This is a genomic window from Tenacibaculum profundi, assembly GCF_057162725.1.
Genome location: NZ_CM169894.1, coordinates 2970608 through 2984035, shown reverse-complemented (window position 1 = coordinate 2984035; position 13428 = coordinate 2970608). Strand labels below are relative to the sequence as shown.

At 29.4% G+C, this 13428-nt stretch carries 10 protein-coding genes; 6 read left to right on the top strand and 4 right to left on the bottom strand.

The genetic code is table 11. The features are described from left to right. Positions 1–90: 90 nt before the first annotated feature. On the bottom strand, positions 91–2106 hold the full coding sequence (dnaG, locus tag AC2GW8_RS12160; RefSeq protein WP_440880140.1) for a DNA primase: 2016 nt from the start codon (positions 2104–2106) through the stop codon (positions 91–93). A gap of 118 nt (positions 2107–2224) precedes the next feature. On the opposite strand from dnaG, the gene AC2GW8_RS12155 reads away from it, so the two are divergent. Further along, positions 2225–3574, top strand: coding sequence for a leucine-rich repeat domain-containing protein (locus AC2GW8_RS12155; protein ID WP_440880139.1), 1350 nt, complete (start codon positions 2225–2227; stop codon positions 3572–3574). Positions 3575–3622: 48 nt separating this feature from the next. On the opposite strand, the gene clpX is transcribed toward AC2GW8_RS12155, so the two are convergent. The 3 genes from clpX to tig form a co-directional block, all read right to left on the bottom strand. After that, positions 3623–4861: an ATP-dependent Clp protease ATP-binding subunit ClpX gene (gene clpX / locus AC2GW8_RS12150; protein WP_440880138.1), complete on the bottom strand. Its 1239-nt coding sequence runs from the start codon at positions 4859–4861 to the stop codon at positions 3623–3625. 43 nt (positions 4862–4904) lie between these two features. Further along, complete coding sequence (clpP, locus tag AC2GW8_RS12145; RefSeq protein WP_440880137.1) at positions 4905–5564, bottom strand: ATP-dependent Clp endopeptidase proteolytic subunit ClpP; 660 nt, start codon at positions 5562–5564, stop codon at positions 4905–4907. Positions 5565–5687: 123 nt separating this feature from the next. Continuing rightward, the gene (gene tig, locus AC2GW8_RS12140; RefSeq protein ID WP_440880136.1) at positions 5688–7022 is read right to left on the bottom strand and encodes a trigger factor; all 1335 of its coding nucleotides are present in this window, start codon (positions 7020–7022) and stop codon (positions 5688–5690) included. A gap of 603 nt (positions 7023–7625) precedes the next feature. Here tig and AC2GW8_RS12135 point away from each other — a divergent pair. The 5 genes from AC2GW8_RS12135 (at position 7626) to AC2GW8_RS12115 (ending at position 13297) form a co-directional block, all read left to right on the top strand. Further along, entirely contained in the window at positions 7626–8477 is an 852-nt protein-coding gene (locus AC2GW8_RS12135) for an endo alpha-1,4 polygalactosaminidase (protein ID WP_440880135.1), read from the top strand. A gap of 74 nt (positions 8478–8551) precedes the next feature. After that, positions 8552–9514 (top strand): endo alpha-1,4 polygalactosaminidase, encoded by a 963-nt coding sequence (locus AC2GW8_RS12130; RefSeq protein WP_440880134.1) that lies wholly within the window; start codon positions 8552–8554, stop codon positions 9512–9514. A 1038-nt stretch (positions 9515–10552) separates the two neighbouring features. Next, positions 10553–11053, top strand: coding sequence for a helix-turn-helix domain-containing protein (locus AC2GW8_RS12125; protein ID WP_440880133.1), 501 nt, complete (start codon positions 10553–10555; stop codon positions 11051–11053). 288 nt (positions 11054–11341) lie between these two features. After that, the gene (locus tag AC2GW8_RS12120) at positions 11342–12001 is read left to right on the top strand and encodes a methyltransferase domain-containing protein (RefSeq protein WP_440880132.1); all 660 of its coding nucleotides are present in this window, start codon (positions 11342–11344) and stop codon (positions 11999–12001) included. Between the two features lie 594 nt (positions 12002–12595). Then, entirely contained in the window at positions 12596–13297 is a 702-nt protein-coding gene (locus tag AC2GW8_RS12115; protein WP_440880131.1) for a type 1 glutamine amidotransferase domain-containing protein, read from the top strand. The last annotated feature ends 131 nt before the right edge of the window (positions 13298–13428 follow it).

Here is a 13428-nt window from a genome sequence, read left to right as displayed (position 1 = left end):
TATATTGCTCTTTCTTTTGTTAATTTTCGGCAAAAATATAAAGAAATCTAGTTTTAAAAAAATTCTATCTTTAAGTTAAACAAAAATAAGTTAGATAACCCTATTTAATTTTTCAAATAATAACTTTTTCAATTCTGTGTAATTTCTAACCTCTTCTAAATCAGGTATTTTTTTCTGATTTTGTATATCTTCTAAAATTCCTTTTATTTTTTTCTCTATCAAAACTCTTCTAAGATTCAATATTGCATCTGTTACCAACTTCGGTAAAATCTTATCTATTTCCGTAACAAAAACCTCTTTCTTTTCCCAATTACTTAAAACATAGCGTTCTTCATCCATCAGTATATTTGTTACCAATCCCGAAATGTCAACATTTTCGTGCATAATTAGTTCATCTATTACTATTTTTTCTCTTTGATTAAGTTGATTAACTAATGCATGGTACGTTAGTTTAAATAACTCATTAGAGAATTCAATTTCATCTTCCTGTAAATTCAAATACAATTCGTTAAAAACGGTACTTTGATATTCCTCCTTCTCCAAAATAGGTCTTCCATATTTATCGAAAGCATCAACCCAATTTACAAAATCAACAATTTCATTACCGTAAAGTAATAAAATTCTTATGATCTCTTTTTCTAATATTGATACTTGGTCTACCTTTTGAAATTGTTTACCTATACCTTTTGCTCTCAGAATTTCTAATCTACTTCCTTTTTGAGTATCACTTCTTTCAGCTATTGATGTTTTTACTGAATTTGAAAAATTTGACTTTGAATTTCTACTCCCTACAACCTTATGCAATAATTGTGCCAATTCATCAAATAAAACCTGTTCAGAAATATCCATTATTCTTGCACATTCTTGAACATATACCTCTCTTTGAATTCCATCAGGTATTTTAGATATACTGGTAACAATATCTCTTATTAAAGTTGCCTTTTTTATAGGATCATTTTGAGCATCTTTCATCAATAATGAAACCTTAAATTCAATAAAGTCACGAGCTTCTTCATCAAGATATCTCTTAAGGTCAGCACTAGATTGTCCTTTTGCAAAACTATCAGGGTCTTCTCCATCTGGAAAAGAAACTACCTTCACATTTAAACCTTGTTCCAAGATTAGGTCTATTCCTCTTATAGATGCCCTTATACCTGCAGCATCACCATCAAATAAAACAGTTATATTCTTGGTCAGTCTATTGATTAATCTAATTTGATCAGGAGTTAATGCAGTTCCTGAAGAGGCTACTACATTTTCAACTCCAGATTGATGAAATGAAATGACATCCGTATATCCTTCAACTAAAAAACAATTATCTTGTTTTGCTATCTCCTTTTTAGCATGATAAAGTCCATAAAGAATTTTACTCTTATGATAAATTTCACTCTCAGGTGAATTCAAGTACTTAGCTGCCTTTTTGTCATTTGTTAAAATTCGTCCTCCAAAGCCAAGGATTCTTCCAGACATACTATGTATTGGAAACATAACTCTTCCTTTAAACCGGTCAAATTTTTTTGCTACATCTCCACCCTCTTTTACAATAGTTAATCCTGTAGCCTTTAGATATTTTATATCAAACCCTTTGGCTATTGCCGCTTTAGTAAAGTTATCCCATTCATCCTTACAGTATCCTAAATCAAATTTTTGAATAATTTCCTCTCTGAACCCTCTTTCTTTAAAATAAGAAAGACCTATAGCTCTTCCTGTTTGAGAGTTCATCAATAAGTCGTTAAAGTAGTCTTTTGCAAACTTTGAAACCAAAAACATACTTTCTCTTTCGTTAAGCTGCTTCTTTTGCTCATCTGATTGTTCAGTTTCTTCTATTTCAATATTGTATTTTTTTGCTAACCACTTAATTGCTTCTGGATATGAATAGTGTTCATGTTCCATTAAAAAAGAAACTGAGTTCCCTCCTTTTCCAGTACTAAAGTCTTTCCAAATTTGCTTCACTGGTGAAACCACAAAAGAAGGTGTTTTTTCATCTGTAAACGGGCTTAAACCTTTAAAGTTACTTCCCGTTTTTTTTAGTTGTACAAACTCTCCTATTACCTCCTCCACTCTGGCTGCATCAAAAACTTTGTCAATAGTTTGTTGAGTTATCATAAGGTTTTGAAATAATTTGCAAAGATAGTCGTTTTGTTCCCTACATATAAACCTTAACCTTTTTTAATTGTCTAAGACCTGATAAATATATAAATTTAACCCCAAAAAACTAGATATTATGAAGTTAACCAATAAATACTATGTGTATATATTTCTTATATTTACTATGAGTTCATTTGCACAGGAAACAATAAAAATTCCAGACTTAGGACTAGAGGAAGCTTTAATTGACTTGAATTACGATTCAAATGGATTGAACGGAAATATTTTAGTCAGTGATGCTCAATATATTGTCAATTTAAACATTAATTCTCCCTTAAAAAATAAGTACTTACCCAATGTTAAAAATAAAATCAAGGATCTTACGGGAATTGAGCATTTTATAAACTTAAAAAGACTAGATTGTTCAGATAATGAGATTCAAAAGATTGATCTATCGAATAACCCGAACCTTTCATTCTTAAACTGTAGCAATAATAAATTAACCGAATTAAATATTAGCAATACGCCATTATTACGCTCTTTAAACTGTGACTATAATAAACTAAACAAACTCGTACTAGGAAATAAACCAGAACTAAAAGATTTATATTGTAGTAGTAATGAACTTAATACCATAGATATAAGTGGATGTTCTTCTTTAATCAATATGGATATAAGTAATAATAAAGAGGGTAAAATTTTAGTTTCAAAAAATACATTCAATAAATTCTCTGATAATTGGTATAAAGATGAGAAACTATCCTACGAAGAAAAAAGCGGGTCTTCAATAAAAAAAACGACTAAAAAAGTCAACAAAACGTCTGAAGTTGAAATGGAGGATAGTAGCTTAAATATAGTTGGTATAACAAAAAGTAATGATACTACTACCCTCCCTAATAAAACTGCAAATGGAAACGGGGAAGCATCAAACTATTTTGAAAAATTTAAATATTCTGTAGTCAATGAATTTGACAAACTAGTTCTAGACCCTGTTTACTTGAAGAATCAAATTGATGATTTAAGTAAAAAATATAACATCACCCCTCAGAAACTTACTAGTTGGATCAACCAACTAGGAAAAATACATATTGATCAATTAAATCAATCAAAATATGCAATTGATAACCCAAATAATCTTCATAAAAAGTTTCAAAGAGCAACTGTTGAAGAATTTGAAGCACTGGTATTAGACACTAACTATTTAGAAAGTAAAAAAGAAAAAATTATTAAGAAATATGATTTAAATCTTGATCAATTTGATAATTGGATATCTAAATACGGAAAATTTGCATTAATAAAGAACGAAAATAACACAGAAGAGTATTTTAAGAAGTTTAAACAGGCTGTAGTTTCAGAATATGAAATGAAAGTGTTAAATCAAACGTACTTATTACATAAAAAAGAAGAAATACAACGCAAGTACAAGCTTAATTTAAGAGAGCTAAGTACCTGGATAAAAGAATTAAGTATAATCTATAAAAAATAAAAAGAGTCTCCTTTTAAGACTCTTTTTATTTTTTATATTAAACTAACTTTATGAAGCCGCCTTTAATTTTGCTAATGCATTTTTAGTAATTTTTGCTTCAGCATATTCTTTATCAACAGTAAACTTTTTTTCATCCGTACTTGGTAGCTCAAACATCGCTTCCGTTAAAATTGCTTCGCAAAGAGAACGTAAACCACGGGCTCCTAACTTATATTCAATTGCTTTTTCAACTATAAAATTCAAAGCTCCTTCTGTTATGGTAAATTCTATACCATCCATCGAAAAAAGTTTTCGATACTGCTTAATAATTGAATTTTTGGGCTCTGTTAAAATTGCTCTTAGCGTTTTAACATCCAAAGGATTCATATAGCTCAACACAGGTAATCTTCCAATTATTTCTGGAATTAAACCAAAACTCTTCAAATCTGAAGGAATTATGTATTGCAATAAATTACTCTCATCTATTTTATCTTCATCAATAGAGGCACTATACCCTACCGCTTGCATATTTAAACGCTTGCTAATAATTCTATCAATTCCTGAAAACGCACCTCCTGCAATAAATAAAATATCTTTTGTATTAACTTCTATAAACTTTTGCTCTGGATGTTTTCTTCCTCCCTTAGGGGCAACATTAACAACCGCACCTTCTAATAATTTAAGTAAAGCTTGTTGTACCCCTTCTCCTGAAACATCTCTAGTTATCGAAGGATTATCTCCTTTCCGAGCTATTTTATCAATTTCATCAATAAAAACAATTCCTTTCTCAGCTTTATCTACATCGTAATCTGCTGCCTGCAAAAGACGACTTAGAATACTTTCAACATCTTCACCAACATATCCTGCTTGAGTTAAAACTGTTGCATCGACTATAGAAAAAGGAACATTTAACATTTTTGCTATCGTTCTTGCAACTAATGTTTTTCCTGTTCCAGTTTCACCTACTAATACAATATTTGATTTTTCAATTTCAACTCCATTATTATCATCCACTTTTTGCAATAGCCGTTTATAATGGTTGTATACTGCTACCGACATTGCCTTTTTAGTTTCGTCTTGACCAATTATGTATTCATCTAAGAATGCTTTTATCTCTTTTGGCTTCTTTAGCGTTAAATCGGAAGATAAATTATTAGTTTTTGCTTCGGCAATTTCCTCTTGAACAATTCCATAAGCTTGCTCAATACATTTATCACAAATATGAGCATCAAGACCTGCGATCAACAGATCGGTTTCAGGCTTTTTTCTTCCACAAAAGGAACATTGTAAGTTTTCTTCTTTCGACATTTTATCAATTTTAGTCAGCCTCTATCTGACTGGTTTCAATAGTTTATTTTCTTGTTAAAATCTCATCTACCATTCCATATTCTTTTGCCTCTTCAGCTTTCATCCAATAATCTCTATCAGAATCTTCAAACACTTTATCATATGTCTGACCAGAATGGTGTGAAATAATATTATATAATTCTTTTTTCAGTTTACCAATCTCTTTAACAGTAATTTCCATATCAGAAGCTTGTCCTTGAGCTCCGCCCAAAGGTTGGTGAATCATGATACGAGAATGAGGTAAAGCAGATCGTTTTCCTTTTTCTCCTGCACACATAAGTACTGCACCCATTGAGGCAGCCATTCCTGTACAAATTGTGGCAACATCTGGTTTTATAAATTGCATTGTATCATAAATACCTAAACCAGCATAAACACCTCCTCCTGGAGAATTTATATAAATCGAAATATCTTTTGTAGCGTCAACACTTTCTAAAAATAATAATTGAGCTTGAATAATATTTGCGACTTGATCGTTGATCCCAGTACCTAAAAAAATAATTCTATCCATCATTAAACGAGAAAAAACATCCATTTGAGTGATGTTTAATTGGCGTTCTTCCATAATATATGGCGTAAGGCTACTCGTTATTTCTCCGAAATAAGTGCTACTAATTCCGTGATGTTTTGTTGCATATTTTTCAAACTCTTTTCCGTAATCCATTGTTAAAAGTTTTTTGGTTATAAAATGTAAATATAAGAAGTATTCCACAAACATAATGTGGAAGGTGTTTGACTAAAAAAACCTGAACAAATGTTCAGGTTTTTTTAATAAATCTAGCTTCTTCTATTTATTTGCATCGACGTTATAAACTTCCTTGATAAATTCTTCGTATGAAACTTCTTTAGCATCAAACTCCATATTTTCCTTAAAAAAGCCTACTAATTTTTGAGAAACCAATTGCTCCTGTAAACGACGAGCCTCTTCTTGATTAGATAAAATTCTTCCTGCAATATCGTCTAGTTCTTTTTCTTCTGGATTTGCATTTCCAAACTGAGCCATTTGCATTTTAACAAACCCTTTTGCATACTCAACTAATTCAGGATAGTCTACTTTTATGCCGTGATCTTTCATGATTTTCCCCTCAATCAACTGATAACGAAGTCCTTTTTCAGATTTTTCATATTCTGTTGTTGCTTCTTCAGCAGTCAACTGCTTCTCTCCGGCAGTTTGGAGCCATTTTTGTAAAAACTCTTTTGGCAAATCAAATTTTGTATTTTCAACCAATGTTTCTGTTACTGAATTGAGTAATTGTTGATCTGCCTGTTGTTGGAATTGCTTTTCAGCGTCTTCTTTAATTTTTTCCTTTAGCTCAGTTACTGTTTTTACACTACCATCAGCAAATAATTTTTCGAATAATTCTTGATCAAATTCTGCTTTTTCTGTTATATTAATTTCTTCAATAGTAAAATTCACTTTAACATCCAAATCCTCAGAATCTTGTTTAGAAACTCCCAACAAATTTTGCAATTTATGATCATCTTCAAATAGTTTCTTTGTATCAAAAACTACAACTTCACCTACTTTTGATTCAACTAACTTTTCTTTGTTTTTCTTTCCTTTTAAATCACTTACAGAAAATGTTGATTTTTTATTAATTTCTTTTTCTTCGTTAACAAATAATCCTGTAACATTAGAAGTTTCTTCTACTTTTTCTTGAGAGATTAATTTTCCATAACGAGTTTGTATGTTTTCTAACTCTTTTTCTATAAGTTCTTCTGTTGCCACAATATTATATGACTTCACCTTATTTGATTTTAAATCTAGTTCAAATTCTGGTGCCAAACCTAACTCAAATTCGAAAGAAAACTGCTCTGCATCCCAAGAAAAACCTTCATCTACCTTAGGTAAAGGATTTCCTAAGATGTCTAACTTTTCTTCAACTAAGAATTTATTCAATGATTCTTGCAAAAGTTTATTCACCTCATCAATCATAACCGCTTTACCGTACTGTTTTCTGACCATCCCCATAGGTACATGCCCTTTTCTGAAGCCTGGTATGTTTGCAGTTTTACGGTAATCTTTCAAAACTTTTGTTACTTTATCTTTATAATCGTCTGCAACAATATCAACTTTTACAATTGCATTTAGTGCATCTACATTTTCTTTTGTTATGTTCATCTTAAACTCTGTTTCTTTAAAATCGGGGGCAAAATTACCACTTTTCTTATTGAGAACCAAGACTTTTAGACATTTAAGAAACATTGTTTTTTTAATTTCAAATCTTTTAAGTCTTAAATCCTGAATCTAAGGTTCTTGTTAATCTTTAATTTTATGGAATTATACTATTATTGATGAAAACAATCTTAAAATTAACATTAAAATATTAAAATTAGAATGTTAAACCAAGAACAAATTATCCCCAAATATCTGCCGCCTTCAAATAAAAATTAGGCTGATGACAATCCATTTTTCAATTTTACAGTTTACTATTAAATGATTTTGTTCATAAGAAAAAAACATACTCATCTCAAAATATAGTTATCGCAAGCCTCTTTACTTTAAATTATTTTTTATTTTTTTTGTGAAGGCTAAATCTTTTAATTAATATTGGATATTAAATTAATGATCATTATAACTTATACCTCTTTTTCTTTGAAAAAAATCGTTTTGACATATTTTTTTGCTTTCCCTTTATTTTATTTCTTCAGTTATACTAATTATAATTTGGAAAATAAAAACGACTACACTACGTCAAAAAAAATAGATCGAACCGCCGAAAAAATGAGATCTTTTGTAATAGATATTTCAAAATTTGCAAAAAAATTAAATCCGAAATTTAGTATAATCCCTCAAAATGGGCTTGAATTGTGTTTTAATGAACTCGAAGTATCCAATGGGATGCATAAAGAATATTTATCCTCAATTGACGGCATTGGTATTGAGAGCTTATTTTACTCCAATGAAGATTCAAATACAGAAGAAAAGTTAACAGCTCTAAATTTATTAAAAGAAACCAAAAAAATTCTTGTCAGCGACTACACTAAAAGCAAAAAAACTGCAGAGCTCTCTATTCGAAAAAACCAAAAAAAGGGATTTACAAGTTTCCCAAGAGAAAAAGAAAACTATGATTACTCAATAGTGCCAGATAATATTAATAATGAAAATGACACTAATATTAATTTTTTATCTCAGACTTGTAATTTTCTTTACTTAATCAATTATTCAAATTTTGAATCAAAAGAAGCTGTTTTAAATAAATTAAAAAATACAAATTACGATCTTCTTTTAATTGATTTATTTTTCGATAAAACATCTTTTACCAAACAAGAAATCGAAAGTTTAAAAATAAAGAAAAACGGAGGTAAACGACTTGTTATATCATATATTAACATAGGAGCTGCAGAAAAATTCAGGTATTACTGGAAACCTAAATGGCGTATTGGTTTTCCTTCATGGCTCAAAAAAAACTATGAAGGTTATGAAGATGAGTTTTGGGTTAAATTTTGGAAAAAATCTTGGCAGAAAATTATTTTTGAAGACAAAGATTCCTACGTACAGAAAATTGTCGAAGCAGGCTTTGATGGAGCTTATCTAGATAATGTAGAATGCTATTATTTTCTAGAATTTGATTAGAATATGCAAAAATCGCAAATATTGTAATCTTAATATTGAGTAAATTTACGCCGTAACCTCTTTAATCCCCCGACATGGCTACTCTAAAAAAATTATTAATTACACCTGTATTTGTTTTATTTTTATTCTCTTCTTGTTCGAAAACCGAAACAGAATTCCCTGAAAACCCCAAGCAAAGCATGCAAGAATTTGTTATTCAAATATCTCAATATGCAAAAAAAAATAAATCAAACTTTATTGTTATTCCTCAAAATGGTATTGAACTTGCTTTTACGAAGTACAACTCTTCTAGTGAATTAAACCTAGAGTTTACAAATGCAATAAATGGTTTTGGCATAGAAGCGCTTTTCTACGATGGACACGAACTCCCTATATATGATAGACTTACCATGCTGCAAAAATTTTCAGAACGTAAAAGAGTTCTTGTTTCTGACTATCTATCTGATAACTCTTTGATTGGGGATGCTATTAATAAAAATAGAAATGAAGGTTTTTTATGTTTTCCTCGTTTAAATTTTAATTATGACTATACGCACATACCAGGTAGAATTAGTAAGGAAAATAAAAATGATATTTTAACTTTAAAAGATGCTCAAAATTATTTGTATCTAATAAACTCAAGTAGATACAATACAAAACAAGAATTACTAGACAACATAGCAACCACCAATTTTGATGTGATTCTCATTGATCTTTTTTTTCATGAACAACCATTAACAAAAGAAGACCTTCGTAAAATTAAAAAGAAACAGAACGGAGGAAAACGCCTTGTTATTTCCTACATGAATATTGGATCAGCAGAAAAATATCGATATTACTTTAATAATAATTGGAGCATTAATAACCCGCATTGGTTAGTTAAACCATATAAAGGATATGAGAATGAAATATTCGTAAAATATTGGTCTAAAGAGTGGCAGTCAATAATATATGGTAATGATAATTCATACATTAAAAAAATTATAGATGCCGGCTTTGATGGTGCATACTTAGATAATGTAAAGGCTTATAATTACTTATTTTCAGACGAATTTTAGTTTTTTAAAATATGTAGACCTTACTTCAAAAAAATAAATTCTACTCCTTTTCGTGCTAAAAAAGATGCTATTTTTTATTGAACTCAGAAAAATTACCACCTATTAGCATAGCATGAGAGGGAATTTTATAGTTAAAAAACTTATAAGACTATCAATAGGGAATATTTTTTATAGTAGTAGGAAAGATTAAGAATCAATGATATTCTATGTTTTTATATAATTCCCAAGTTCTAACAATCTTAAAATAACTTTTACCGAACCCTTCTCTTCTGAGTAATTTTTTACTTAATAAAAAACCCGCTCAAAAATGAGCGGGAAAATTGCTATGAAAAAGAAACTCAAAACGTCTTTTGAGTCGAGGCAAAATTAACTAAAAAGAATTAGTGTAAAACTTAAACTTTAGTTAAAATAAAAACCTATATTTTTTCAAATAAATGCTAAATATTGCTAAAATTTACAATGTAAAAGCTTTACTCTAAAATGTAAGAAATAAACAATATCAATAGCAAAAAAGGTTTACTTGAACCTCCTTTCAAAAATTTAAAAGATTAAAAAAATCACCCCTAAGAAAAGTAGACAAAAGCTTTAAAGAAATATAATATCTCATTTAAAATACTCGTTTCTATATTAAAAATTTATATCAATTTTTAGTATTTTCACCCCTCAATATTAAAACTTTAAGTTATCAAACAATACCATCTACATCGAGAAGGATTTACTAAACTTCATTTCGAAATAAATGACGGAGGAAGCTACTTCAACAAAAACAAAACACATGCATCAATTCCTCATAAGCATTCTTTTTACCAGCTTATTCTCTTTGAAACTCCAGGAAGACACTATGTTGATTATGAGGTTATTGAACATAAAGAAGATTCCCTTTTCTTTATTTCTAAAAATCAAATTCATAATTTTTGTCCTGACTCGTTAAACGAGGGAACGCTTATCCATTTTAATAGTTTTTTTATTGACCAATTTGATCATAAGCTACTGGAAAGAATATCTTTAACTATTTTCAACGAAATTGATGTTCCTCATATGACTATAAACTCCCTTGAAAAAAAGCGATTTTTAACTGTTTGCTCGTTAATAAGAGAGGAAATACAAATGAATGACAAGTATTTAAAAGAGCAAATATTTTCTCTTTTTAGAAGTATATTGTTTTCTATTGAAAGAACTAAGGTTTCTTTGACAAAAAACGATTCCTTAACTAATGAAGATTTTCAACTTGCCTATCAATTTAAAAATGAAGTATATAAAAACGTGAATGAATTTTTATCATTAGAAACCTACTATGAACTATTAAATAGTAATAAAAAGAGGCTGGCTAAAGTTACCAAAGAGCACTTAAATGCGACTCCTGCGAAGGTTATACAAGATATTAAAATACTTGAAGCTAAACGTAATTTAGCTAATAGAAGACTTTCAATACAGGAGATTGCTTATGATTTAGGTTTTGATCAGGCCACTTATTTTACTAAATATTTTAAAAAATCAGTTGGAATATCTCCAAAAGAATTTAGAGCAAGTATTCTATAAAAATTACAATAAAACGGGGTTCCCAAAACAATTATAAAAACTGTTTTGCAAATAAAACGAACTACCTTCTATAAAAAATTAAAAACTTTCATATAAGAACTTATTCAACTGATAATCTTTATTTTTCAAGATCCAAAACATACCGTACTTTAATTAAATGGTTGTTTTCTAACTTACCATGAAAAACTCCTTTATTACCATTTTTACTTAAATAGCAATAATACTTTTGTTTTTGAGGTAAAGCATTGTGGATAGTCCCATTTGCAGAATTAAAACGTAATAAAGATTATGAAATTAAAACAAATGAAATCAGTTGCAGGTAACTTGGCTCCAATGCGGGCTCAAGACTACTCAGAGATTGAGGATTGGTCAGGATACTATAAATCTGTGGTTGGAAAAGGGGCGCGTGAAACACTCTTACAAGGCTTAGACCTATTTAAAAAAGAAGGAATTACTGATGGTTTTGCAATTGATTTAGCAGCCGGCGAAGGCAGAGATTCTATTGAACTACTAAAAAGAGGCTGGAAAGTTTTAGCGACAGATAATCACCCAGAAGCATCAAAATATTTATGGTCGAGAGTACCTAAAGGTTTAAAAGCTAATTTACAGACAAAGGAAGTGAGTTTTGAAGAAATGGTCTTACCTCCGTGTGATCTTATAAATGCAAGTTTTGCATTACCGTTTTGTGAACCTAAACACTTCAACTTATTTTGGAATAAAATTAAAAAATCAATTCGAAAAGGAGGAAGATTCACAGGACAATTCTTCGGCGATAGAGATACTTGGGCCTTAAAACCAAAACGTTCTCATCACTCATATAACGAAGTACTAAAAATACTTAATGATTTCTCTATTGAAATCATAAGAGAGGAAGAACATGACGATCCTTTAAATACAAGAAACCCAAAACACTGGCATATTTTTCATATCGTAGCCCAAAAAAAGTAAGTTTAATAATAAAGGTATGTATTGAATGGGGTTAAATAAAACTTATGATAATGGGATCAATAGTTGTACAAATAAAAATTGGCAAAAGGAATAAAATGGCTTAATCAAGAAATAAAAAAGATAATTATTGAATAGGTATGCACTATAATAAATCTAAGATACCTCCTAAAAAAAGTACCATTTAAAAGACTTTATTTACCATTTTAAACAATAAATCCAACATAACTTTACCTAAGTAAAAAATTAAGAGGAGATAGCTCAAAAGGTTCTTAAAAATTAGCATTATTCAACCAAAAATAATAACAAACTAATTTATATCTCACAAAAAAAGTTCTATTACATATAAAGAAATCACAACTTAAAACATTAAAAAAAAGACTTGTAGCAAATAGTTATTTTATTAAAGATAGTTTTAGATTAAATAGCATAGCCTAAACATAATTTTAATCTAAAAAGGATTCACTTTCAGCTAAAATCATTTTTAAACTTTGATAAAACTTACCATTTAAAAGCCTTTTTTTACCATTTTAAGAAACAATATCAAAGTAATTTTGAAACATAATTTAAACAATAAAATAATTTAAAACAAATATTATGAATACTGGAAACAAACAAAAAAGAGTACTATTAGTAATGTCATCTTATGACGAAATGGGGTTAAGCGGTAAATTAACAGGGACATGGTTTCATGAATTAGCTGCTCCTTATTATATTTTAACTGAAGCAGGTCATGAAGTAGTTTTTGCTTCTCCTGATGGTGGTGAGGCTCCTATTGATTTATTAAGTATGAAAGCTCCATTTACATCTGAGTACACCGAAAGATTTGTAAAAGATGATGCTGCTGTATTTGCTGCAAAAAACACAATGAAATTAAGAAATATAGACTATAATACATTTGATTCTGTATTTTTCCCAGGAGGATACGGTTTAATTTGGGATTTAGCTTCTGATCAACACGTAATTAAGCTTATCAAAGATTTCTATGAGTCAGATCGTCCAGTAGCTATGGTATGTCATGCTGCAGCTATATTAAGAGATGTGAAATTATCTAACGGAAAATATCTTGTAGAAGGTGTAAACCTTACTGGATTTAAAAATAGTGAAGATGAAGAAATAGAATTATTACACCATTTATTGTTTTCATTAGAAGATGAATTAAAAAGAAGAGGTGCTAATTATAAAAGTAAAGCTAACTGGGAACCTAATGTAGTGATTGATGGAGCACTTATGACTGGTCAAAGTCCTGCTTCAGCAGCACCATTAGCAGAAGCTCTTTCGGATGTTTTAAAGGCTTAATTAAAACTACATTATTTGCCGGATAAATATTAGATGAATATTATTTTTCATCTAAACTTAAAAGACTACCTCAACAAAACTAACATGATTGTAAGTTTTAAATTTACTGTTGAAGGTAGTCTTTCATTTAC